Consider the following 22,161-nt stretch of genomic DNA (forward strand, 5'->3'; position numbering starts at 1 on the left):
GATGGCGGCAGTATTGGAAATGAAGAATATTGTAAAGCATTTCGGAGACTTCACAGCGCTGAACAATGTGAACCTCACGGTGGAAGACGGAGAGACGGTGGCGATCATCGGACCTTCCGGTTCCGGAAAGAGTACCCTGCTTCGCACCGTAAACTGCCTGACCAGGATCAGTTCCGGTAAGATCACGCTGAACGGCACCACTTTCGTGGACGGAAAGCCGGGTGAGGAAACCGGCCGTCTGAAGGAAGCGAAGTATCTGCCGGACCGGGAACTGAAGAAACTGATCAGCGAGACAGGGATGGTGTTCCAGCACTTCAATCTGTTTCCACATATGACCTGCCTGAAAAATATCACCTATGCGCCGATCAAGGTGAAGGGGGAGGATCCCCGGAAGGCGGAAGCAAGGGCCATGGAGCTTCTGGAAATGGTGGGGCTCTCGGACAAGCGGGACGAGTTTCCGAACATGCTGTCCGGCGGCCAGAAGCAGCGGATTGCCATTGCCAGAGGTCTGGCCATGGAACCGAAGATCATGCTGTTCGATGAACCGACTTCTGCGCTGGATCCGGAAATTACCGGAGAAGTGCTGAATGTCATGAAGGACCTGTCGGCCAAGCGGATCACCATGATCGTGGTGACCCATGAGATGGGATTCGCCCGGGAAGTGGCGGACCGGGTGGTCTTCATGAACCGGGGCCAGATTCTGGAGACAGGAACGCCGGAAGAAATCTTCACCAATCCGAAGAGTGACCGGCTCCGGGAGTTCCTGCAGGCAATGCTTTAGAAGGAAAAGCGGGGACAGATCACTGCTTCGGATCACCGGATCAGATTACAGAATCAGGTGGGCTGCGCCGTAGATGCCGGCCTGCGGACCCAGCTCCGCAGGCCGGATTATTGTATCCCGGGAAGGATGGAAGGCGCGGGCCCGATAGGCAGACCTGATCCGGGAGAACAGAAATTCACCGGCCTGGGAAACGCCGCCGCCGATGAGGAATATTTCCGGATCCACTACGGCGGCGATCCGGGCCATTGCATCCCCCAGCAGCTCCGCTGCTTCGGAGACTGCGGAAAGACAGGCCGGATCTCCGGCTTTCGCCCGGTCCATGACGGTTTTCGCCGTCAGAACCGGGAAATCTGCTCCGCCCTGCCGGGCCAGCCGGACCAGTCCGGTGGCGGAAGCGTACTGCTCCAGACAGCCGTGGAGACCGCAGCCGCAGGCTTCCGGTTCGCCGTCTCTCACGTGGAAGTGTCCGATTTCTCCGGCGGCCCCGTTGGCGCCGGAAATAATCTGACCGTTCAGGATGATGCCGGCTCCGATGCCGGTGCCCAGGGTGATCAGAACGGCACTCCGGTATCCGGCGGCCCCTCCCTTCCGGGCTTCCCCCAGGGCGGCCACATTGGCGTCATTTCCGGCTTTCACCCGGGAGATGCCGCTCAGTTCCCGGAAGGCGGCGCATACGTCGAAGCGGCCCCAGCCCAGATTCGTGCCCCGGTTCACGATCCGCTCTTCCAGCACCGGACCCGGGATGCCCAGACCGGCGCCCCGGATCCGGGAAAGCGGGATGGAAAGCCGGATCAGAACCTCGCGCAGGGAAGCTGCGATGTCCGGCAGGATGTACCGGCCTTCCTCTTCCCGGCGGGTGGGGATCTCCCACTGTTCTGTGAGATTCCCGGTATCTGCAGCGAAAAGTCCGAGCTTCACCGTGGTGCCGCCGATATCGATGCCGATCGCATATTCTGTCATTTTTTGTCCGTCCTTTCCGATGCCGGGACTGTCATGAACCCCGGGAACTGTGATACAATTTACTCTAATATACTACATGGAAAAGCAGAAAGGACAGCGAATGATTGCGGAAATGACAGAGAAAATGACGGATTTTTATGAGGGTAATCGTCATGATGTGGCGCATTTCCTGAAGGTCTGGGGATGGGCCAGAACCATCGGAAGGCTGGAGGGGCTGGATCTGCGGATGCAGGCGCTTCTGGAGATGGAAGCGGTGGTGCATGACATCGCCTGCCCGGTCTGTCGTGAAAAATACGGAAATACCGCCGGGGCGCACCAGGAAGCGGAGAGTGAGGGGGTGCTCAGACCGTTTCTGGAGGAATTCAATCTGCCGCCGGAGACGGAAGAACGGCTGATCCGGGTGGTGTCCCATCATCACACCTATACGGGGGTGGACGGGATCGACTGGCAGATTCTTCTGGAGGCGGATTTTCTGGTGAATGCGGACGAATCGGAATACAGCACGGAGCAGATCCGGGAATTCCGGGACCGGGTGTACCGGACGGAATCCGGCATCCGGCTGCTGAATACACTTTATCTGAGAGAGGAGTAAAGCATGTATCGTTTCAATCATTTTAATTTCAATGTTCTGGACCTGGAACGCAGCATGGCGTTTTATCGGGAGGCCCTGGACCTGGAAGAGGTGAACCGGAAGGAAGCGGAGGATTTCATCATCGTTTACCTGCAGGATCATGCCACGGGATTCCGGCTGGAACTGACCTGGATGAAGGACCGGAAGGAACCATATGATCTGGGAGAGATCGAGTATCATCTGGCCATCGTGACGGATGATATGGAGGCAGCCCACAGACATCACGAAGAGATGGGATGTATCTGCTTCGAGAATCCGGCCATGGGCATTTACTTCATCGAGGATCCGGACGGCTACTGGGTGGAGATCCTTCCGGCGGAGCGCAACGAATCGTGGATTCCGGCGGCCCAGCGGACCGATGCGCAGAAGTAGTGACAGCACGCCGGTTTCGGAGTACAATAAATAGTTGTGTATTTGCATGTATTTGACATCAGTTTTTTTCAGATAAGGAGTATAGCAGATGAGTAACGAAAAAGAGAAGATCATTCTCACGGCGGATCGGCCGACGGGCAGACTGCACATCGGTCACTACGTCGGTTCTCTCCGGAACCGGGTGGCACTGCAGAATACCGGTGAGTTCGACAAGATTTATGTCATGGTCGCCGATGCCCAGGCCCTGACGGATAATTTCGATAACCCGGAGAAGGTCCGGAAGAATGTGCTGGAAGTCGCGCTGGACTACCTGGCGGTGGGACTGGATCCGTCGAAAACCACCATTATGGTCCAGTCAGAAATCCCGGAACTGACCGAGATGACATTCTACTTCATGAACCTGGTCACGGTGGCCAGACTGGAGCGGAATCCGACCGTGAAGGCGGAAATTCAGCAGAAGGGTTTCGGTGCCAGCATTCCGGCGGGTTTCTTCACTTATCCGGTGAGCCAGACGGCGGACATCACGGCATTCAAGGCGACGACAGTGCCGGTGGGAGAAGACCAGGAGCCGATGCTGGAGCAGTCCAGAGAGATTGTACGGAGTTTTAACCGGATCTATCACACCGACGTGCTGGTGGAGCCGGAGATCTACCTGTCGAAGAACAAGGCCAGCCTGCGTCTTCCGGGCACAGACGGCAAGGCGAAGATGTCCAAGTCCATCGGCAACTGCATCTACCTGGCCGACACGCCGGAGACAATTCACCAGAAAGTCATGAGCATGTACACCGATCCGGATCACCTGAAGGTTTCCGATCCGGGGAAGGTGGAAGGAAACACTGTTTTCACTTACCTGGATGCGTTCTCCCGGGAAGAGGATTTTCCGGAATTCCTGCCGGAGTACGGAAATCTGGAGGAACTGAAGGATCATTACCGCCGGGGCGGACTGGGCGATGTGAAAGTGAAGAAATTTCTGGAGAAGGTGCTCCGGAAGACACTGGATCCGATCCGGGAGCGCCGGGAAGAGTATTCCCGTCACATCGAAGATGTATACGAAATCCTGAAGGCGGGGACCGCTGAGGGAAGAAAGGCAGCCGGACAGACTCTGTTCGAAATGAAAGATGCCATGAAGATCAACTACTTCGATGACGCTTCTTTCCTGGAGGAGTTCAAGGCAGGACTGAAGTAAGCGGGGGACCGGGAAGGTGCGGAAATCCAATTTTTTCGGATTTCGCACCGCCATGCGGCTGATCCGGCCGGAAATCCGGGGCGACACAATTTCGTGGGGTGCGGATCTGAGAAAATCTTCATTTTCGCACTTGCTTAATGGACCGTCGATTTTTTCATTGTGCTTTTTTTTCCCAGCACCCGAGCATCGCATAGGATCGCCGGCTCTCCGCCCGGTTGTATATTCTGCTACGCCAGTAGCCGGAATGACCGATCGGAAGCCGGGTTATTTTTTGTCTAACATATCCGAATCGTATACGATCTGGCTGACCAAACGGGTGCGGAAATCCATTTTTCTCCAGAAACGCACCCCTAGAAGCGGCTGGGATATATTAATCAAGTTTTTCTGTCAGAATCGCACCCTGGAAACCGTGTTTTGCATGCGAAAACAGACCAAACGAGCGATTCCGCACCTTTTTCTTAGTCAACCAGGCGGAATTCCCAGCGCAGTTCTTCGTCGGACAGGTAGGTCATTCTGTAATGTTCGCCGGATGCGTACTGAACGTCCAGTTTTTTTCCGTTTATTTTTTTGTGATACTCATGTTATACATCCTTTTTGTGTGTTCTGCTTGCGAAGCAGGGAAATAAGGTAGCTGCAGCACAGGGTAATCTGCAGGATCGTGGAGCAGGGTGTTGCCAGTCCGATGTGAAACAGTGACACCGGATTCCAGCGGCTCATCAGGTAGGAAACCGGCACCCGGACGGCGAATGCGCCCAGGATGCCCTGCACCATGACGAAATTGGTCTTTCCCATTCCGTTATAGAAGCCGACAAAACAGAACAGGAAGCAGGTCAGCAGACAGTCAATCCCATATGCTTTCAGATAATCTGCGGAAGCAGCGATGACCGGCGCATCCTTTGCAAATATGCCGGAGAGGAGATCTCCGTGGAAGAACGCCGTATAGAACATCACTACACCGAAGACAAAGGAAATGGCGACGGCGGACCGGAAGCCCTGGAATGCCCGGTCTGTCTGGCCGGCGCCCCGGTTCTGCGCCACGAATGCGGACATGGACTGCATGAATGCGGAGGGTACCAGCATAATGAATGCGCAGACTTTTTCGGCGACGCCGACACCTGCGGACTCTGTGAGTCCGATGGAATTGACGATCGCCATGATGACCAGAAATGAAATGCTGACCAGCAGATCCTGCAGTGCAATCGGTGTTCCCAGGGACAGAATGTTCCGGATGATTCCCCCGTCCCAGCGGACATTTCTGAAACGCAGTGGGAAGGGCAGGGTCATCTTCGAAATCCGTGCGCAGGAGATCAGCACACTGATCAGCTGGGCCGCAACGGTGGCAATGGCAGCGCCGCGGGTTCCCATGTGAAAAAACGCCACCAGCAGCAGATCCCCTGCAATGTTGGCAATGCAGGCAATCAGCACTGTGACAAGTGGGGTGTTCGAGTCCCCGATGCCTCGGAAAATGCCGCCAATCAGATTATAGGCAATGATGATGACCGAAGCTGCACCGCAGATTCTAAGATACCAGGCGGTCAGGTCGAAGGCTTCTTCCGGTGCGTGCATGATTTCCGCCAGTTTCACAGAAAACGACGGGATGAGAATCGAAAGCAGTATGCCCAGAGAGAAAAAGAGCAGAAGCCCGCTTCCCACAATCCGCCCGCATTCTTCTGTTTTCTTCTCCCCGAGCCTGTGACCCAGGAGAACGGTCATTCCCATGCAGAGACTGCTGATCAGGTTCGTGATTGTCATCATGATCTGGGAACCGGTGGAAACGGCGGAAACATCTGCGGAGCTGGAGAATTTCCCCACCACCAGCAGATCCACGGCCCCGTACATCGCCTGCAGAAACAGAGCGAGCAGAACCGGCCCTGCAAATTTCAGAAGCGGGGCAACAATCTTTCCGGTTGTGAAATCAATTCCTTGCTTCATACGATTACCACTCCTGGTCGGGTTCGGCAGCCAGTCTCTCCTTCATGTCCCTGTACAGGTCCGCCAGCTTCACACATTCCATTTCCTTCAGCATATCTCTCCGGATTATATTCAGCCTGCCGTCCAGCACGCCCTGATACGTTCCGCCCACACCCGGCCGGACCGATACCATGCCGGCGGTTGTGCAATGTGAATTATTAAATATCAAGAGCGTTCTTTTCCGTTTTCGCTCTTCCGTTCCGGCCGCTTCCCGTGGAACTGATAATAGTTGACCTCGATCCGGCCGTTGTACAGTTTCCGCCTGCGGTCGGACCGCCGTCCCATGACCTTCTCTTCGGTCTGCCTGTCCGGGGAAATCAGGAACAGGGACCAGTCCGGCCTGGCGCTCATGAAGCGGTGCAGCATCCGGAAGATCCGGTCCACCTGCTCCCGGTCTCCGATCCGTTCCCCGTAAGGGAGATTCGTGATGATGATCCCGCTTGGTGCCATGGTGGAAGGGGTGAGCAGCCGTTCACCGATGTCGCATCGTTCAAATACGATGTCTTCCTCCACACCGGCCTCCTCCGCATTCCGGCGGGCGGCCTCGATGGCTTCCCGGCTGATGTCGGACCCATAGATCTGTAATTTTTTGTCTAAATCCATGGCCTGGAACGCCCGCTGTCTCTCTTCCTTCCACATTCCCGGCGGGAAGATCTCCCAGTCTTCGCAGGCGAAGTGACGGGAAAGGCCCGGTGCGATGTTCCGGGCGATCAGTGCCGCTTCGATGGGGATGGTGCCGGAGCCGCAGCAGGGATCCAGCAGGAACCGGTCCGGATTCCAGAAGGACAGCTCCACCATGGCGGCGGCCAGGGTCTCCTTCACCGGGGCCGGCACCGAAGCCACCCGGTAGCCCCGCTTATGAAGCCCCGGACCGGTGGTATCCACGGTGATGGTGACCCGGTCTTTCAGAAGGGTGGCCTTCACGGTGTAGGCTGCACCGGTTTCCGGAAAGTGCTCCATGCCGTAGCAGTCGGACAGTCGTTCCACAATGGCTTTTTTTACGGTTTTCTGGTTGTTCGGTTCGCTGCGCAGTCTGGATTTCACGGTGGAGACCAGTACGGTGAACTTTCCGTCCGGCGGAATCAGGTTCTCCCAGGGAATTCCCTTCACCTGCTGGAACAGCTCTTCCGACTCCCGGGCGATGAATTCGGCCATCTTCAGCTGTACCCGGTCGGCGGTCCGGAGCCAGAGATTCGCCCGGATGAGCGCCCGTTCGTCTCCTTCGAAGGTGACTTTTCCGTTTTCGGTGGACAGCACCTTCATCCCCAGGGTTTCAATTTCCCGCCGGACCACGGCTTCCAGGCCGAAGGTGGCAGTGGCGATGAGTGTCAGTTTCATGGATGCTCCTGTTCTGTCTGTATAATGAATCGAAATGAGAATATGACAAAAAATAACCGGCGAGGCGGGCGGACTGCCCGCATCCCGATTCATCTTAGACGCTGGAGGGCGGGATTGCAAGAAATTTCCGGCGGGCGTATAATACGTATCTATGGAAAAAGAGAAAAAGAGAATGGAAAAAAGAAATACACCAAACGATTTTTCGAAGGGGAAGGTGTGGCGGATCATTCTGGCCCAGGCGATTCCGCTGACACTGGCCTCCTTCGTGCAGCTGCTGTACAACGTGGTGGACCGGGTGTACATCGGTCATCTGAGGGGAACCGGCGGCATGGCCCTCACCGGAGTGGGGGTCACGTTCCCGATTGTCACATTCATTCTGGCACTGACGATGCTGTTCGCCAGCGGCGGTTCGCCGCTGTTCTCCATGGCCCGGGGCGCCGGGGACGGGAAACGGGCCTACCGGTTCCAGGGCAATGTGGTGACCCTTCTGGTTTTCACAGCACTGACACTGACGATTGCGGGGGAGATCTTCCGGAAACCGATTCTCTATCTGTTCGGTGCCACCTCTGCCAGTTATCCCTTCGCCAGAGCATATTTCACCGTTTACCTGCTGGGAACGGTGTTCAATATGTTCTCCACGGGCATGAATTTTTTTATCAATGCCCAGGGATTTCCGAAAATCGGCATGATGACCACGGTGATTGGCGGAATCCTGAACCTGATCCTGGATCCGGTCTTCATCTTCCTGCTGGGAATGGGAGTCCGGGGGGCGGCGGTGGCCACTGTCATCAGTCAGATCATTTCCGCACTGTGGGTCTTCCGGTTTCTGACCGGCCCAGTCTGTCTGTTCCGGATCCGGCGGGAGGACCTGAAGTTGAGCGGAAAACTGGTGAAACAGATTCTTCAGCTGGGCCTTGCCGGCTGTGTTCAGCAGGGCACCAACAGTCTGGTGCAGATCGTCTGCAATGTGACGCTCCGCACGTACGGAGGCGGACTCTATGTGGGGGTCATGACCATTCTGAATTCGGTCCGGGAGGTGCTCCACCTGCCGATCATGGGACTGACCACCGGTTCCCAGCCGGTGATGAGCTTCAATTACGGCGCAAAAAAATACGGCCGGGTGAAGGAGGCCATTCGTTTCAACACCATGATCGGCGTGGGTTTTCTGCTGATCATGTGGGTGCTGGTACTCCTGTTCCCTCACGCTTTCGTGGGAATCTTCACCAGTGACCGCATCCTCGTCCGAAAGGCGGTGCCGGCGCTGCATCTGTATTTCTTCGGCTTCTTCCTGATGGGACTGCAGTTCAGCGGCCAGGCGGCGTTCACGGCGCTGGGCTGTGCGAAGCGGGCGATTTTCTTCTCCCTGCTTAGGAAGGTCCTCATTGTGGTGCCGCTGACACTGCTGCTGCCGGCTCTGGGCATGGGGGTGAACGGCGTATTCATCGCAGAGCCGATCAGCAATCTGCTGGGGGGCTGTGCCTGTGCGCTGGCGATGTACCTGACCGTGTACCGCAGGCTGGGGAAAAAAGAAATTGGGTAACAACAGCACCGGGGAGAGAACGCTCCTCCGGTGTTTTTTTGTCCGCCCGGAGACAAAAAATACCCCGGCAGCCGTTCAAAAAACCGGGGAGAAAATGAAAAAAATCGCCCACAATCGGCGATTGTATGATAAAATATAAATAAATTTGAATGAAAATACGAAATTGGGTCGGCAGACCCGGGAGGAAATAGTATGGCAAGTTTATGGGGCGGACGTTTTGAGAAGGACATGGATGAGATCGTGAAGGAATTCAACGCATCGATTTTCTTCGATCAGCGCATGTATAATGAGGATATTGACGGCAGCATCGCCCATGTCACGATGCTGGGGAAGCAGGGAATCGTCACGGAAGAAGAGGCGCAGCAGATCATCGGGGGTCTGGAGGAAATCCGCAGTGAGATTGCAGCGGGGAAAATTCAGTTCACCGTGGATGACGAGGATATTCACATGGGGATTGAGAGCCGGCTGATTGAGAAAATCGGCGAGGTGGGAAAGAAGCTGCACACAGCCCGGAGCCGGAACGATCAGTGCCAGGTGGACGGCAGGCTGTATCTGAAACGGCAGATCCGGGAGATCCTGGGGGAACTGGCCCGGCTGGAGCAGGTGATTCTGGACAAGGCGGAGCAGTATGCGGAGGATATCACCGTAGGGTTCACCCATATCCAGCATGCACAGCCGATTACGGTGGGATTTCTGTTCATGGCGTATTTCCAGATGTTCCGCCGGGATATGGAGCGGCTTCAGGACACGCTGGAACGGATGGATCTGAATCCGCTGGGTGCCTGTGCTCTGGCGGGAACCACCCTGCCGACGGACCGTTTTCTCACCACGGAGCTTCTGGGATTCCGGGCGCCGACCGAGAACGCCATGGACAGTGTCAGCGACCGGGATTACAGTCTGGAATTCCTCAGCGATGCGTCAATTTCCATGATGCACATTTCCCGGTGGGCGGAGGAATTCGCCTGGTGGAATTCCAGCGAATTCAGCTACATCGCCATCGATGACAGCTACTGCACCGGCAGCAGTATCATGCCCCAGAAGAAGAACCCGGACATGGCGGAGCTGCTCAGGGGGAAATGCGGCCGGGTCTACGGGGATATGATGCAGCTGTTTACCGTAATGAAGGGAACTCCGCTGGCATATAACAAGGATTTTCAGGAGGACAAGGAAAGTCTCTTCGATGCAGTGGACACCTGGAAGGCCTGTATCCGTATTTTCGCGGGGATGCTGGAGAAGACGGCGTTCCGCATGGACATGATTCAGAAACAGCTGGGCAAGGGTTTTCTGAATGCGACGGATATTGCAGAGCATCTGGCGAAGCAGGGAATCCCGTTCCGGGAGGCCCACTCCATCGTAGGCCGGATGGTGAAGGCCTGTGAACACAAGGGCTGCGATTTCGACGGACTGAGCGATGAAGATCTCCGGGCCATCGATCCCCGGGTCAGCACAGAAGTATTGGGGGACATCAGTATTCCGGCATGTGTGGATGCCAGAACCTCCTTCGGGGGCACGGCGCCGTCGGAAGTCCGCCGTCAGATCCAGGTGGGAAGAGAATGGCTGCACCATGTCATGCAGGCGGAGAAGGAAACAGAATAACGGGAATCATGAGAAGCAGGAGGCTTGATCCGGAAATGGAAGAATACAGAATCGAACATGACACGATGGGGGAAGTGAAGGTTCCGGCGGACCGGTACTGGGGGGCCCAGACCCAGCGGAGTTTTCAGAACTTCAAGATCGGACATGAAACCATGCCGCAGGAAGTGATCCGGGCGTTTGCCGTATTGAAGAAGGCAGCGGCCCTCACCAATGAAAAACTGGGGATGCTGGACGGGGAACGGGCCGAACTGATTGCGGCGGTCTGTGACGAAATTCTGGAGGGAAAGCTGGAGGGCAACTTCCCGCTGGTGATCTATCAGACCGGCAGCGGAACCCAGTCCAACATGAATATGAATGAGGTCATTGCGAACCGGGGCAACGAGCGGAAGGGGCAGAAGCTGCTGCATCCGAACGATCATGTGAACCGGTCCCAAAGTTCCAATGACACGTTCCCGACGGCCATGCACATCGCAGCACTGACCTGCATCACGGAGCGGGTTCTGCCGGCCGCATCGGCGCTGGAGACCACATTCCGGGAGCTGGAGGAGAAGTATGAGGGCATTGTCAAGACCGGGAGAACCCATCTGCAGGATGCGACGCCGCTGACCCTGGGGCAGGAAATCAGCGGATGGCGGTCCATGCTCACCCACGATATTCTTCAGATCCGCCAGGCGGCAGCGTCCCTTTCGGAACTGGCCCTGGGCGGGACGGCGGTGGGCACCGGGCTGAATGCGCACCCGGATTTTGCGAAGGAAGTGGCAGAGACGATCAGCGGGCTCACCGGGCTGGACTTCGTTACGGCGCCGAATAAGTTCCACGCACTGACCTCGAAGGACGGGCTGGTGTACGTTCACGGAGCGTTGAAGGCACTGGCGGCGGATCTGATGAAGATCGCCAACGATGTCAGAATGCTGGCATCCGGACCCCGCTGCGGCATCGGAGAGCTGATCATTCCGGAAAACGAGCCGGGCAGCTCCATCATGCCGGGGAAGGTGAATCCGACCCAGTGTGAGGCGGTGACCATGGTGGCGGTTCAGGTGATGGGAAATGATGTGACCATCGGCATGGCGGCGTCCCAGGGAAATTTCCAGCTGAACGTATTCATGCCGGTGACGATCTACGATTTCCTGGAATCGGCCAATCTCCTGGCGGACTGTATGGATTCCTTCCGGGTTCACTGCGCCTCGGGCATCCGGCCGAATGAGGCAAGAATCCGGGAAAATATGGAGAACTCTCTGATGCTGGTCACGGCGCTGAGCCCGCACATTGGTTACGAAAATGCGGCGAAGATCGCCCACAGCGCCCACGAAAACGGCACGACTCTGAAGCAGGCCGCCGTTTCCCTGGGGTTCGTCACGGCGGAGCAGTTCGACGCCTGGGTGGTGCCGGAGCAGATGGTGCATCCTGCAGCAAAATAAATACAATATCATCATTATGACGAAGAACGAAAAGAAAGAAAAGGAGTAATACAATGGGCGTTAATCTGAAAGGAAGAAATTTCCTGACACTGATGGATTTCACACCGGAAGAGATCCGTTACATGCTGGATCTGGGGCATGATCTAAAGCGGAAGAAGAGGGCCGGCATCACCGGTGACACCCTGAAGGGAAAGAACATCGTGCTTCTCTTCGAAAAGACATCCACAAGAACCAGAAGTTCCTTCGAAGTAGCTGTGCGGGATGAAGGAGGCCATGCGGTGTTCCTGGGTTCCGACAGTTCCCAGGTGGGTAAGAAGGAGTCCATCGAAGATTCTGCGAAGGTGCTGGGCCGGATCTATGACGGAATTGAGTTCCGGGGTTACGAACAGTCCACGGTGGAGACGCTGGCAAAATATGCCGGTGTGCCGGTCTGGAACGGCCTGACGGACATCGACCATCCGACGCAGATTCTGGCGGACATGATGACCATCGAAGAACATGTGGCGAAGCCTCTTTCCAAGGTGAAGGTCATCTTCTGCGGGGATATCCGGAACAATATGTCCTATGCCTGGATGTACGGCTGTGCGAAGATGGGAATGCATTTCGTGGCATACGGTCCGGAAGAATTGGCGAAGGAAATCGATCAGAGCGTGCTGGACCGGGTGAACGAAGTGGCGGAGGAAACCGGCGCAGTCATTGAAGTCCGGTCAGATGACGGATGCCTGGAGGGTGCCGATGTTCTGTACACCGACATCTGGGCGTCCATGGGAGAGGAAGCGGAAATTCCGGAACGTGTCCGTCTGCTGACCCCGTACAAGGTCACCGAGGAAATGCTGGAAAAAACGAAGAATCCGGACGTGATCTTCATGCATTGTCTGCCGTCCTTCCATGATTTCAGCACCAAGATGGCGAAGGAACAGCTGGAGCTGGGATATGATATCCGGGAGGTCACGGATGAGGTGTTCCGCTCCCGTCATTCTGTGGTTTTCGATGAGGCCGAGAACCGGATGCATTCCATCAAGGCGGTTATCGTTGCCACCCTGGGCAGATAGGATTAAAATAGAGACAGGCAGCCCCGGCGGCGTACGCCGGGGCTTTTTCAGAATGACAGATTGCATCAGGAGTTAAGAATGCGGGAGGGAAGAATGAAGAATATCACACTGGGAAGAACCGGCATCACGGTACCGCAGAACGGATTCGGAGCGCTGCCGATTCAGCGGGACACGAAGGAAGTGGCGGTATCCCTGCTGAGACAGGCGTATGAGGGGGGGATGCGGTATTTTGATACAGCCCGCGCCTACAGCGACAGTGAAGAGAAGCTGGGCATGGCATTCGAAGGCATGTACGACAAGATTTTCGTGGCCACGAAGACCGCAGCGAAGACACCGGAGCAGTTCTGGAAGGATCTGGAGACATCGCTTAATATGCTGAAAACAGACTGCATCGATGTATACCAGTTCCATCAGGTGGAGCAGTGCTGGAAACCGGGAGACGGTTCCGGCATGTACGAATGTATGCTGCAGGCGAAGGAAGAGGGGAAGATCCGCCATATCGGCGTCACTGCCCACAAGATCAATGTGGCCTACGAATGTGTGGAATCGGATCTCTACGAGACCATGCAGTTCCCGTTCAGTTACCTCTCCGGCGAGAAGGAATTGAAGCTGGTGAAGATGTGCCGGGAACACAACATGGGCTATATCGCCATGAAGGGACTGGCCGGCGGTCTGATCAACCGGGGCGAGGCGGCGATGGCGTACATGCAGCAGTTCGACAATGTTCTGCCGATCTGGGGCGTTCAGAGACAGAAGGAACTGGACGAGTGGCTGTCCTATATGGACCGGACGCCGGAAATGACCGATGAGATCCGGGCCTACATCGAGAAGGAGAAGCAGGAGCTGTCCGGCGAATTCTGCCGGGGATGCGGCTACTGCATGCCTTGTACCGTTGGTATCGAGATCAATAACTGCGCGCGGATGTCGCTCATGCTGCGCCGTGCGCCGTCAGAGGCCTGGCTCACCGAGGAGTGGCAGGAAAAGATGGCGAAGATCGACGACTGTGTGAACTGTAACAAGTGCCGGACGAAATGTCCGTACGAACTGAACACACCGGAACTTCTGCGGCAGAATCTGGCGGACTACCGGAAAGTTCTGGCGGGAGAGGTCAGCGTCAAGTAATATCGTGAAGTAATAATGAAAGCGGACGGACTGCACCGCCGGGGAGCCGGTGCGCAGTCAAGAAACCGTTCAGAGGAGGAACATTATGAAAAAAGCGGCATTTATCTTCCTGTGTCCGGGCAGTGACCCGGACAGAGACCGGAAGGTCGTGAAGACGGAGTACATGGAGCTCAGTGCCATTCCGGTGGAAAATTATGCGGTTGCAGCCCGGGTGGCCGGGGAACTGGCAGACCAGGGCATCGGCTGCATCGAACTCTGTGGCGGATTCGGCATCAAGGGAATGTACCTGGTGAAGGAAGCCGTGGGAGACCGGGCGCAGATCGGAGCCGTCCGGTTCGATGCACATCCGGGGCTGAATTTCGAGTCCGGTGACAAGCGATTCGATCAGTAGCAAGGCACAGAAACAGAACAGAGCAGGGGGAATCGGCAGCGCCGGTTCCCCCTTGTGTTTTTTGGAGGAGAAGGGGAGCGGGCGGCCGGGTGGTTCACGGGAGAGCGGAAGAGCGGAAGAGCAGGATGCGCGGGAAGAAGTCCGGTGGAGGTTGCCGGGTGCGGATTTCGTATTATTCGAAATTCCGCACTTCTCCGAACTTCATCTTATTCTGTTCGCGACCCCCGGAAGAGGCGACCTGGATTCCGTTGGTGCGGAAATCAAAAAAATCTCTTTTTCGCACCTGCACGGTTCAGGCCCGCATAGAATAATCGAAGTTCATTTTCTGTGCTTGAATAAATCTACAAAACTATTTGATAATATTCGATCGATTGAAAGCAGCACCCGTCCGATGAAAATGCGGAGACAATATTTTCGATGGAATTGGATATCTATTCAGAGTCCAGAATACCTATTAACTTTCGAAAGGTGCGAAAACAAACATTCTGCCTCATTCCGCACCTTCATTCGGACAGAAAATATATTTATCAAGATTTAATTTGAGTTTCGCACCCTGGAATCCGTAATTATGGTGCGAAATAGAAGAAAAGGCCATTTCCGCACCCGCCGGGATTTATTTAATGTGATTCGAATACGATCTTTCCATATACCGTCATGCATCAGCATCCAAATCGCGATTTGTATACAATCGGCCGCCGGCTTCGTCCGCTGCTCACCCAGCCGCCTGCCCGATCGGCCGTCCACCACCCAGCCGCCGGCCTGTCCCTCCGCATACGAAAACGCACCCCACAGAATGCGGGGTGCGTTGGAAAGTATTTCTTTCGATGAATTACATGCCGGTTCTATTTTGCCGGAATTTCGCCGTCGGCGACTTCATCCGCATAATCCAGCTTTCTGGCACGGCTTCTCAGAACCATCAGAACACAGATCGTGATGACTGTGGTCAGCGGCAGGGAGATCAGCGCACTCTTGGTGAAGCCGGCGATGATATAGCCCACGAAGGAGCAGGCTACGGCGGTCAGTGCGTACGGCAGCTGGGTGTTTACGTGGTTGATGTGGTTACACTGCGCACCGGTGGACGCCATGATGGTCGTATCCGAAATCGGGGAGCAGTGGTCGCCGCATACGCCGCCGGCGCAGCATGCGGAGATGGAGATGACCAGCATCTGCGGCAGTGCTGCATTGGATCCGGAGGACGGATACAGGGCAACAACGATCGGGATCAGGATTCCGAAGGTTCCCCAGGAAGTTCCGGTTGCGAATCCGAGTCCGCAGGCAACGGCGAAGATGATCGCCGGCAGGAACAGCTGGAAGCCGCCTGCTGTGGACTTCATGACACCTGCCACGAAATCGGCGGCGCCCATGAGCCCGGTCATCTTGGACAGGGTCCATGCGAAGGTCAGAATCAGGATCGGCGGTACCATGGCCTGGAAACCTTCCGGAATGCAGTTCATGAGTTCTGTGAAGGACATCGTTCTTCGAATCAGGAAGTAGATGACGATCAGCACCAGTGCTGCGCCGGAACCCATGGACAGACCCAGGGAAGCGGAGCTGTTGGCGAAGGCGTCCACGAAGCTGGCGCCGTCGAAGAAGCCGCCGGTGTAGATCATGCCCATGACGCAGGCGATGATCAGGATGATGACCGGAATAATCAGGTCAGCAACCCGTCCGTTGCTGTCATCGGAGAGCTGTTCGTCCGCATTCTTGTACGGACGGTCCGCTGTCGTATACAGGTCGTTGTGGTGAACCGCATTGTATTCGTGGGTTCTCATCGGGCCGTAGTCGAATTCACCGATCGTCAGAACCAGAATCATGACGATTGTCATCAGCGAATAGAAGTTAAACGGAATGGAACGGATGAAGAGCGCCAGTCCGTTGTAGCCTTTGACGTAGCCGGAAACAGCAGCAGCCCAGGATGAAATCGGAGCGATCATGCAGATCGGCGCCGCTGTGGCGTCGATGATGTACGCCAGCTTCGCTCTGGAAACGTGATGGGTATCCGTCACCGGACGCATGACGCTTCCTACGGTCAGGCAGTTGAAATAGTCATCGATGAAGATCAGGCAGCCCAGGCCGAAGGTGGCCAGAAGCGCTCCCTTCCGGGTCTTGATCGTCTTCACGGCCCATTTTCCGTAGGCGGTGGAACCGCCCGCCTTGTTGATCATGGCAACGATGACCCCCAGAATCACCAGGAACATGATGATTCCCATATTGCCGGAATCGGAGAGAGATGCCAGGAATCCGTCCTGCATGATGGTATCCAGCGTGGCATGGAAATTACCCTTGGTGTACATCAGGGCACCGACCACGATACCGGCGAACAGGGAACTGTGCACCTCTTTCGTGATCAGGGCCAGGCCGATGGCCAGGATCGGCGGGAGCAGTGCCCAGCCGGTGCCTACCAGGGATGAGTGATAACTGGTTCCGGCCTTCGCCGGAGCACAGGAAGCGAGTACGAACGCCAGGGCGCCGACCATGAGGATCAGTCCCAGAATGCGGCGCATTCTGCTCGTTCTGTTCATAAGGAACTCCTTTCAACATCAGTAACATCATGTTTCAATCATCTGCGATACAATACAAAAAAGCAGCTGACGGATCAGCTGCTTCGAACACTCCATACGAATCCGGCGAGAAGAATGTCGTACAGCACGCAGGACGGTACACCGGCCCAGCCGGAATCCCGAACAGCCTCTGTCAGCCCCTCGTCAGAATCAGTATTAACAGGATAGCGCTCCGCAGCCAGCGACAGTCGGATGCCTCTTAAAACATCCGCCCAGCAAATCCGCCCGGCAGAACGAACCGCTTCGGCACCCCGCCCTTCCGCCGGAACGGGATCTGCCGATCCTGATACACTCCGGTTACTCCTGCGGTGATGCGTCCTCTATCTCAGGTTCTTATTATCATATGACGATGGAAAGGTACTGTCAAGGTTGTTTGTGCATAAGCATGAAAATAAATGCATGGAACCCGGCTGCTTTCGTGGTCAGATGAATGATTATTCATTCTTCCGGGGCGGATTCTTCAGCACGAAGGTGTTCCGGTCATAATCCAGCAGACCTTCCTCCCGCATGGCGCTCAGTTCCCGGGTCATGGAACTGCGGTTTGTGCTGAGATAGTTCGCCATTTCCGTCCGGTTCAGGGAAAGGGTAATGTAGCGGGACTTCTGTTTCTGGGACTGAATGGAGAGGTATTTCAGGATCTTGTTCCGGAGTGTGGACTGGGAGGTGACCTGGATCTTTTCCATCAGCTGCCCGTTTTTTTCTCCCATGAGGCGGAACAGATTCTCGATCAGAATATGATGGAACATGCACTGATTCATACAGGTGTGCAGAATATGATCAAAGGACAGATACAGCACTTCGCACTCGGTGGCCGCCACGAAGGATACGTCAGAATGGTTGTCCCGCTGCACCACGAAGGTTTCTCCGAAGATTTCATTCTGCTGCATATAAGCGAGAATTGTCTTACCACCCCAGATATCCTCTTTCACCATATGGATGGTTCCCTTCAGAATGACACCGATGTATTGTACGGTCTCGTCCTCCATGAGAATGATTTCTCCTTTGTGATGGCTCCGTCGGAAGCCCTTCATGCATCCCATCAGTTTCTGCATGTCTTCCGCGGTGATATCCTCGAACAAAGGGGAACATAGGTACCGTTCGTGCTGCAGCTGCTCCGGGCTCCCGCTTCCGGCGCAGCAGCTCCGGTGATTGTTTTCGTTTTTTTTCAACTTCAAGCACCCTCTTTCGGCAGAATTCAACTCGTCAACGTGCCCCTTTGTTGAGTATATCGCTTTCGTGTTGCGTACGCAACATCAGTTGTCGGAATAGAGAAATGTTTTTTGATCTGTTGCTATAATCACACCCATAATGGTGGTTTCCGTATATGGTAATGGCATTGAGCGAATAACGCCGATGCAGAGAGTGCGCCGGCATGGTATAAGTGAAAACAGAAAGGAAGAGGAACTTATGGAAAACAAGATGTTCTGTTATCAGTGTCAGGAAACTGCCGGCTGCAAGGGATGCACCGTATCCGGCGTCTGCGGAAAGAAGCCGGAAGTGGCTCACATGCAGGACCTGCTGATTTATGTGACGAAGGGTCTGAGTGCTGCCTGCGTGAAGATGAGAGAAGCCGGAAAGGCCGTCTCTGAAGAGGTTAACCACATGGTAACGGTCAACCTGTTCACAACCATCACCAATGCGAACTTTGACCTGGACCAGCTTCGCAGCCGTGTCACCAAGACACTGGAAATGAAGGCGGCGCTGCTTCAGGAGCTGGGTTCGGAAGAAGGTCTGCCGCAGGCGGCACTCTGGAACGGAACAGAAGATCAGTATGAAGCCAAGGCAGTTACTGTAGGCGTTCTGGCCACAGAGGACGAAGATATCCGTTCCCTCCGTGAGCTGATCACTTACGGACTGAAGGGTCTGGCAGCTTATACGAAGCATGCGAATGCTCTGCTGAAGGATGACGAGGAAGTGGACGCATTCATTCAGAAGGCACTGGCGGCTACGCTGGATGACAGCCTCACTGTGGATGACCTGGTTGCGCTGACACTGGAAACCGGAAAGTTCGGCGTACAGGGCATGGCGGACCTGGATGCGGCGAACACCGGTGCATACGGTAATCCGGAAGTGACAAAGGTGAACATCGGCGTTCGCAAGAACCCGGGTATCCTGGTTTCGGGTCACGACCTGAAGGATCTGGAGATGCTCCTGGAGCAGACCAAGGGAACCGGCGTGGATGTTTACACCCATTCCGAGATGCTGCCGGCTCACTACTATCCGTTCTTCAAGAAGTACGATCATTTCGCGGGCAACTACGGTAATGCGTGGTGGAAGCAGAAGGAAGAGTTCGAATCCTTCCACGGCCCGATTCTGATGACAACGAACTGCATCGTTCCGCCGAAGGATTCCTACAAGGACCGTCTGTGGACTACCGGTGCTGCCGGATTCCCGGGCTGCGGCCACATCGACGGTGCGTACGGCGAAGAGAAGGATTTCTCCCCGATCATCGAGCAGGCGAAGAAGTGTGCTGCGCCGGAAGAAATCGAGCAGGGCGAGATCGTCGGCGGATTCGCTCACGAGCAGGTATTCGCACTGGCGGATCAGGTTGTGGATGCAGTGAAGTCCGGTGCCATCCGCAAGTTCGTCGTCATGGCAGGCTGCGACGGCCGTCAGAAGTCCAGAGAATACTACACAGAATTCGCGAAGAAGCTGCCGAAGGATGTGGTGATTCTGACAGCGGGCTGTGCGAAGTATAAGTACAATAAGCTGCCGCTGGGCGACATCAATGGTATCCCTCGTGTTCTGGATGCCGGACAGTGCAACGACTCCTATTCCCTGGCGCTGATCGCTCTGAAGCTGCAGGAGATCTTCGGACTGGAAGACATCAACGACCTGCCGCTGGCGTTCAACATCGCCTGGTATGAGCAGAAGGCTGTCATCGTTCTGCTGGCGCTGCTGTACCTGGGTGTGAAGAATATTCACCTGGGACCGACGCTGCCGGCGTTCCTGTCACCGAATGTGGCGAAGGTTCTGGTAGACAATTTCGGCATCGCAGGCATCGATACCGTGGATAACGACCTGAAGCTGTTCTTCGGAGAAGAAGCATAGGATCCGGATATACGGACGAAGAAAAGGGCCCCCGTATGAAGCAGAAATGCTCCATACGGGGGCCCGATTTTTGGGTGCGCCCGGAATCATCAGATGCCCAGCGCACTGCACAGCGCCGGCAGGGTATCGAAGATCGCCAGCGCTCCCGCATCCCGCAGTTCTTCTTCAGTGCCGAAGCCGTAGGATACGCCGATGCAGTCGATGCCGGCCTCTGCCGCCCCGCCGGCGTCATACTTCGTGTCGCCGATCAGAACGCAGTCGGACAGGCGAAAATCCGGATTCTGTTCCCGGAGCCTGCGGAAAACTTCCTCCAGAACCTGCAGTTTCGTGTCGATTCTTCCGTCCGGGGTGGCCCCTACAATCTCATCGAAGGGAGCGGACAGATCGAACCGGTCCAGAATCTGATGGCACATGAATTCCGGTTTGGAAGAGGCCAGCAGATTCTTTCGTCCAGCCTTCCGGGAACGGCCCAGTGCCTCCCGGATACCGGGAAACGGCGTGCAGTCGAACATGCCGTCCGGGATGTAGTAGTCCCGGTAGGCGGCCACGGCCTTTTCGGCCTGCTCCGGCGTGAGTCCCGCAAAACCGGTGAAAGAGACTCGGAGGGGCGGTCCGATGTATTTCAGCATCTGGTCCCGATTTTCCCAGTCCACCGTGACGCCCTGGGAACCCAGACCTTTCTGGACGGATTTCGCCACCCCGTTATAGCTGTTGATGATGGTTCCGTCCAGGTCCCAGAAAATATATGGATAGTGTTTCATAGAAGAAGCGTAAGATTCCTTTCTGATCTAATGATTCTGTTTCGATTCCATCTCGTCCCAAGCCCGGGCGGTCCAGTCCGGGTAGCGGCGCATGGCCCGGCCCACACCCACCAGGTCGCAGATGCCGGACTGGAGCAGCGTTTCTGCGTCCTCCGGTTTCTTGATGCCGCCGGTGAGCAGGATCGGGAGATCCCGGCCCGCAGCCGTTCCCCGGACCGCCTCAGCGATGTCCCGGAACCAGCCCGGATCTTTCCGGCCGGATATCGTGTACCCGTTCATGCCGCCGGAGATATCCAAAAGGTCCATACCGGCTTCCCGGAGAAGCGGCACCGCTTTAGCAGCATCCTCGACTGTGGCGCCGCCGTTCATGTAGTCCGATCCGCCGAGACGGAGGGCGATGAGAAATGCCGGCCCTGTGCTTTCCCGAATGGCCCGGAGGATTTCACAGTGAATCCGGACCCGGTTTTCTACAGAGTCCCGGCCGTACGCATCGTGCCGCTTGTTGGCCAGCGGCGAAAAAAACTGGTCCAGCAGGTATCCGTGGGCGCTGTGTACGTCCACGCCGTCGAATCCCGCCTTCTGCGCCCGAACCGCTGCATCCCGGAATTTTCCCACCAGCTCCCGGATTTCCGGAACCGTCAGTTCCTCCGGCACTTCGGTGGAGCTCATGGTGGGAGACAGCACGTCACTGGAGCTGACCGGCGTCATTCCGGTGACCCGCTGGTGGGCCATGCTGCCGGCATGACTGATCTGGGCGATGATCCGGGCGCCGGCATTTCGGGTCAGCCGGGTCAGTTTCGAAAGCCCCGGAATCCGGTCATCGGAATCGATGGCCAGCTGATGGGGATCCGCCATGCCCCGGCGGTCCACATACATGTGTTCGGTGATAATCAATCCGGTGCCGGCTTCCGCCCGGGGCAGGTAATAATCCAGATGCTCTGTGGTGAGCATGCCTCCGTCCGCAGCCCGGGAGGCCATAGGCGGCATAACGACCCGGTTCTTCAGAAGAACCGGGCCGGCCGCAAAGGGTGTAAACAGCACAGACATTAAGCGAGCACCACATCCCTGTTGTTCAGGATCACTTCCGCCGCCGCACAGGCCGAGCAGTCGCAGTATTTCGCGCCTGCCGCCTTGATTTCCTCTGCGTGAACGGTCATCGCCGCCGCCTTTTCTTCCCCGAAGAACTGCTTTCCGGCATCGGAGCCCAGCATCGCCAGCAGATCATCAATCGTTGTGATGTCCATTTCCAGTTCGGCCAGCAGATTCTTTCCGGCCGCCGCTTCTTCCTCCGTGCCCAGCGCTGCCAGGTACTTCTCCCCGGCATCCTTCGCTTCCGGGCAGCAGCTTGGTGCTGCGATCAGTGCTTCCACGTACTTCTTCAATTCATTCTTTGTCATGTCATACCTCCTGTCGTTAATCACTCGTTATTT

At 56.0% G+C, this 22,161-nt stretch carries 20 protein-coding genes and 1 riboswitch; of the genes, 11 read left to right on the plus strand and 9 right to left on the minus strand.

The annotated features are described in order from the left end of the window. Window position 1 precedes the first annotated feature (1 nt). The gene (locus BLQ24_RS04080) at window positions 2-781 is read left to right on the plus strand and encodes an amino acid ABC transporter ATP-binding protein (RefSeq protein WP_090162936.1); all 780 of its coding nucleotides are present in this window, start codon (window positions 2-4) and stop codon (window positions 779-781) included. Window positions 782-826: 45 nt separating this feature from the next. Here the strand turns inward: BLQ24_RS04080 and BLQ24_RS04085 are convergent, their stop codons facing one another. Continuing rightward, the gene (locus tag BLQ24_RS04085; RefSeq protein WP_090162938.1) at window positions 827-1,741 is read right to left on the minus strand and encodes an ROK family protein; all 915 of its coding nucleotides are present in this window, start codon (window positions 1,739-1,741) and stop codon (window positions 827-829) included. A gap of 100 nt (window positions 1,742-1,841) precedes the next feature. On the opposite strand from BLQ24_RS04085, the gene BLQ24_RS04090 reads away from it, so the two are divergent. The 3 genes from BLQ24_RS04090 (at window position 1,842) to trpS (ending at window position 3,930) form a co-directional block, all read left to right on the plus strand. Then, complete coding sequence (locus BLQ24_RS04090) at window positions 1,842-2,333, plus strand: HD domain-containing protein (protein ID WP_205508137.1); 492 nt, start codon at window positions 1,842-1,844, stop codon at window positions 2,331-2,333. A gap of 3 nt (window positions 2,334-2,336) precedes the next feature. Next, window positions 2,337-2,744 (plus strand): VOC family protein, encoded by a 408-nt coding sequence (locus BLQ24_RS04095; RefSeq protein ID WP_090162942.1) that lies wholly within the window; start codon window positions 2,337-2,339, stop codon window positions 2,742-2,744. A gap of 88 nt (window positions 2,745-2,832) precedes the next feature. Further along, window positions 2,833-3,930: a tryptophan--tRNA ligase gene (trpS, locus tag BLQ24_RS04100; protein WP_090162944.1), complete on the plus strand. Its 1,098-nt coding sequence runs from the start codon at window positions 2,833-2,835 to the stop codon at window positions 3,928-3,930. 576 nt (window positions 3,931-4,506) lie between these two features. Here trpS and BLQ24_RS04105 read toward each other — a convergent pair. From BLQ24_RS04105 to BLQ24_RS04115, 3 genes are read right to left on the minus strand one after another with little or no spacing between them, the layout of a single operon-like run. Further along, the gene (locus BLQ24_RS04105) at window positions 4,507-5,862 is read right to left on the minus strand and encodes an MATE family efflux transporter (protein WP_090162946.1); all 1,356 of its coding nucleotides are present in this window, start codon (window positions 5,860-5,862) and stop codon (window positions 4,507-4,509) included. A gap of 4 nt (window positions 5,863-5,866) precedes the next feature. Then, window positions 5,867-6,070, minus strand: a complete 204-nt coding sequence (locus BLQ24_RS10050; protein WP_090162948.1) for a hypothetical protein — start codon at window positions 6,068-6,070, stop codon at window positions 5,867-5,869. Further along, window positions 6,067-7,239, minus strand: a complete 1,173-nt coding sequence (locus BLQ24_RS04115) for a THUMP domain-containing class I SAM-dependent RNA methyltransferase (RefSeq protein ID WP_090163010.1) — start codon at window positions 7,237-7,239, stop codon at window positions 6,067-6,069. The genes BLQ24_RS10050 and BLQ24_RS04115 overlap by 4 nt, the downstream gene beginning before the upstream one ends. Before the next feature lie 172 nt (window positions 7,240-7,411). Here BLQ24_RS04115 and BLQ24_RS04120 point away from each other — a divergent pair, with 172 nt between their 5' ends. The 6 genes from BLQ24_RS04120 to BLQ24_RS04145 all read left to right on the plus strand — a co-directional run bounded on the left by BLQ24_RS04120 (window position 7,412) and on the right by BLQ24_RS04145 (window position 14,358). Beyond that, the gene (locus tag BLQ24_RS04120) at window positions 7,412-8,779 is read left to right on the plus strand and encodes an MATE family efflux transporter (protein WP_090163011.1); all 1,368 of its coding nucleotides are present in this window, start codon (window positions 7,412-7,414) and stop codon (window positions 8,777-8,779) included. 192 nt (window positions 8,780-8,971) lie between these two features. Next, window positions 8,972-10,375 (plus strand): argininosuccinate lyase, encoded by a 1,404-nt coding sequence (gene argH, locus BLQ24_RS04125; protein ID WP_090162949.1) that lies wholly within the window; start codon window positions 8,972-8,974, stop codon window positions 10,373-10,375. A 35-nt stretch (window positions 10,376-10,410) separates the two neighbouring features. Beyond that, on the plus strand, window positions 10,411-11,793 hold the full coding sequence (gene fumC / locus BLQ24_RS04130; protein WP_090162951.1) for a class II fumarate hydratase: 1,383 nt from the start codon (window positions 10,411-10,413) through the stop codon (window positions 11,791-11,793). Between the two features lie 53 nt (window positions 11,794-11,846). Further along, on the plus strand, window positions 11,847-12,845 hold the full coding sequence (gene argF / locus BLQ24_RS04135; RefSeq protein WP_090162953.1) for an ornithine carbamoyltransferase: 999 nt from the start codon (window positions 11,847-11,849) through the stop codon (window positions 12,843-12,845). A 93-nt stretch (window positions 12,846-12,938) separates the two neighbouring features. Beyond that, entirely contained in the window at window positions 12,939-13,967 is a 1,029-nt protein-coding gene (locus tag BLQ24_RS04140; protein ID WP_090163012.1) for an aldo/keto reductase, read from the plus strand. A gap of 85 nt (window positions 13,968-14,052) precedes the next feature. Then, window positions 14,053-14,358 carry a DUF6506 family protein gene (locus tag BLQ24_RS04145; protein ID WP_207644939.1) on the plus strand — a complete coding sequence of 102 codons (306 nt, stop codon included), beginning with the start codon at window positions 14,053-14,055 and terminating at the stop codon, window positions 14,356-14,358. Window positions 14,359-15,200: 842 nt separating this feature from the next. On the opposite strand, the gene BLQ24_RS04150 is transcribed toward BLQ24_RS04145, so the two are convergent. Together BLQ24_RS04150 and BLQ24_RS04155 are read right to left on the minus strand one after the other, a co-directional pair. After that, on the minus strand, window positions 15,201-16,880 hold the full coding sequence (locus BLQ24_RS04150; protein ID WP_090162955.1) for a Na+/H+ antiporter NhaC family protein: 1,680 nt from the start codon (window positions 16,878-16,880) through the stop codon (window positions 15,201-15,203). Between the two features lie 196 nt (window positions 16,881-17,076). Next, window positions 17,077-17,250: riboswitch (Lysine riboswitch) on the minus strand. 103 nt (window positions 17,251-17,353) lie between these two features. After that, window positions 17,354-18,094 (minus strand): Crp/Fnr family transcriptional regulator, encoded by a 741-nt coding sequence (locus tag BLQ24_RS04155; RefSeq protein WP_242869582.1) that lies wholly within the window; start codon window positions 18,092-18,094, stop codon window positions 17,354-17,356. 232 nt (window positions 18,095-18,326) lie between these two features. Between BLQ24_RS04155 and hcp the strand changes: the two genes are divergently transcribed. Next, window positions 18,327-19,970, plus strand: coding sequence for a hydroxylamine reductase (gene hcp / locus BLQ24_RS04160; protein WP_090162957.1), 1,644 nt, complete (start codon window positions 18,327-18,329; stop codon window positions 19,968-19,970). A gap of 89 nt (window positions 19,971-20,059) precedes the next feature. Here hcp and BLQ24_RS04165 read toward each other — a convergent pair whose 3' ends face one another. Genes BLQ24_RS04165 through BLQ24_RS04175 form a run of 3 tightly spaced genes read right to left on the minus strand, consistent with a single transcriptional unit; the run spans window position 20,060 to window position 22,128 of the window. Continuing rightward, entirely contained in the window at window positions 20,060-20,731 is a 672-nt protein-coding gene (locus tag BLQ24_RS04165) for an HAD hydrolase-like protein (protein ID WP_090162959.1), read from the minus strand. Between the two features lie 27 nt (window positions 20,732-20,758). Continuing rightward, entirely contained in the window at window positions 20,759-21,778 is a 1,020-nt protein-coding gene (locus BLQ24_RS04170; protein ID WP_090162961.1) for an oxidoreductase, read from the minus strand. Then, window positions 21,778-22,128, minus strand: a complete 351-nt coding sequence (locus BLQ24_RS04175) for a hypothetical protein (protein ID WP_090162964.1) — start codon at window positions 22,126-22,128, stop codon at window positions 21,778-21,780. The genes BLQ24_RS04170 and BLQ24_RS04175 overlap by 1 nt, the downstream gene beginning before the upstream one ends. Window positions 22,129-22,161: the final 33 nt, after the last annotated feature.

It is taken from the genome of Eubacterium pyruvativorans (genome assembly GCF_900102225.1).
GTDB classification, from domain to species: domain Bacteria; phylum Bacillota; class Clostridia; order Peptostreptococcales; family Anaerovoracaceae; genus Aminicella; species Aminicella pyruvativorans.

Excerpts from the sequence above, each read along its gene's own strand:
- argH (WP_090162949.1), top strand. The coding sequence starts at position 8,972 with ATGGCAAGTTTATGGGGCGGACGTTTTGAGAAGGACATGGATGAGATC.
- BLQ24_RS04150 (WP_090162955.1), bottom strand. The coding sequence starts at position 16,880 with ATGAACAGAACGAGCAGAATGCGCCGCATTCTGGGACTGATCCTCATG.
- BLQ24_RS04105 (WP_090162946.1), bottom strand. The coding sequence starts at position 5,862 with ATGAAGCAAGGAATTGATTTCACAACCGGAAAGATTGTTGCCCCGCTT.
- trpS (WP_090162944.1), top strand. The coding sequence starts at position 2,833 with ATGAGTAACGAAAAAGAGAAGATCATTCTCACGGCGGATCGGCCGACG.
- BLQ24_RS04095 (WP_090162942.1), top strand. The coding sequence starts at position 2,337 with ATGTATCGTTTCAATCATTTTAATTTCAATGTTCTGGACCTGGAACGC.
- BLQ24_RS04165 (WP_090162959.1), bottom strand. The coding sequence starts at position 20,731 with ATGAAACACTATCCATATATTTTCTGGGACCTGGACGGAACCATCATC.
- BLQ24_RS04115 (WP_090163010.1), bottom strand. The coding sequence starts at position 7,239 with ATGAAACTGACACTCATCGCCACTGCCACCTTCGGCCTGGAAGCCGTG.
- BLQ24_RS04140 (WP_090163012.1), top strand. The coding sequence starts at position 12,939 with ATGAAGAATATCACACTGGGAAGAACCGGCATCACGGTACCGCAGAAC.
- BLQ24_RS04090 (WP_205508137.1), top strand. The coding sequence starts at position 1,842 with ATGATTGCGGAAATGACAGAGAAAATGACGGATTTTTATGAGGGTAAT.
- BLQ24_RS04085 (WP_090162938.1), bottom strand. The coding sequence starts at position 1,741 with ATGACAGAATATGCGATCGGCATCGATATCGGCGGCACCACGGTGAAG.
- BLQ24_RS04080 (WP_090162936.1), top strand. The coding sequence starts at position 2 with ATGGCGGCAGTATTGGAAATGAAGAATATTGTAAAGCATTTCGGAGAC.
- argF (WP_090162953.1), top strand. The coding sequence starts at position 11,847 with ATGGGCGTTAATCTGAAAGGAAGAAATTTCCTGACACTGATGGATTTC.
- BLQ24_RS04170 (WP_090162961.1), bottom strand. The coding sequence starts at position 21,778 with ATGTCTGTGCTGTTTACACCCTTTGCGGCCGGCCCGGTTCTTCTGAAG.
- BLQ24_RS04145 (WP_207644939.1), top strand. The coding sequence starts at position 14,053 with ATGAAAAAAGCGGCATTTATCTTCCTGTGTCCGGGCAGTGACCCGGAC.
- hcp (WP_090162957.1), top strand. The coding sequence starts at position 18,327 with ATGGAAAACAAGATGTTCTGTTATCAGTGTCAGGAAACTGCCGGCTGC.
- fumC (WP_090162951.1), top strand. The coding sequence starts at position 10,411 with ATGGAAGAATACAGAATCGAACATGACACGATGGGGGAAGTGAAGGTT.
- BLQ24_RS04175 (WP_090162964.1), bottom strand. The coding sequence starts at position 22,128 with ATGACAAAGAATGAATTGAAGAAGTACGTGGAAGCACTGATCGCAGCA.
- BLQ24_RS04120 (WP_090163011.1), top strand. The coding sequence starts at position 7,412 with ATGGAAAAAAGAAATACACCAAACGATTTTTCGAAGGGGAAGGTGTGG.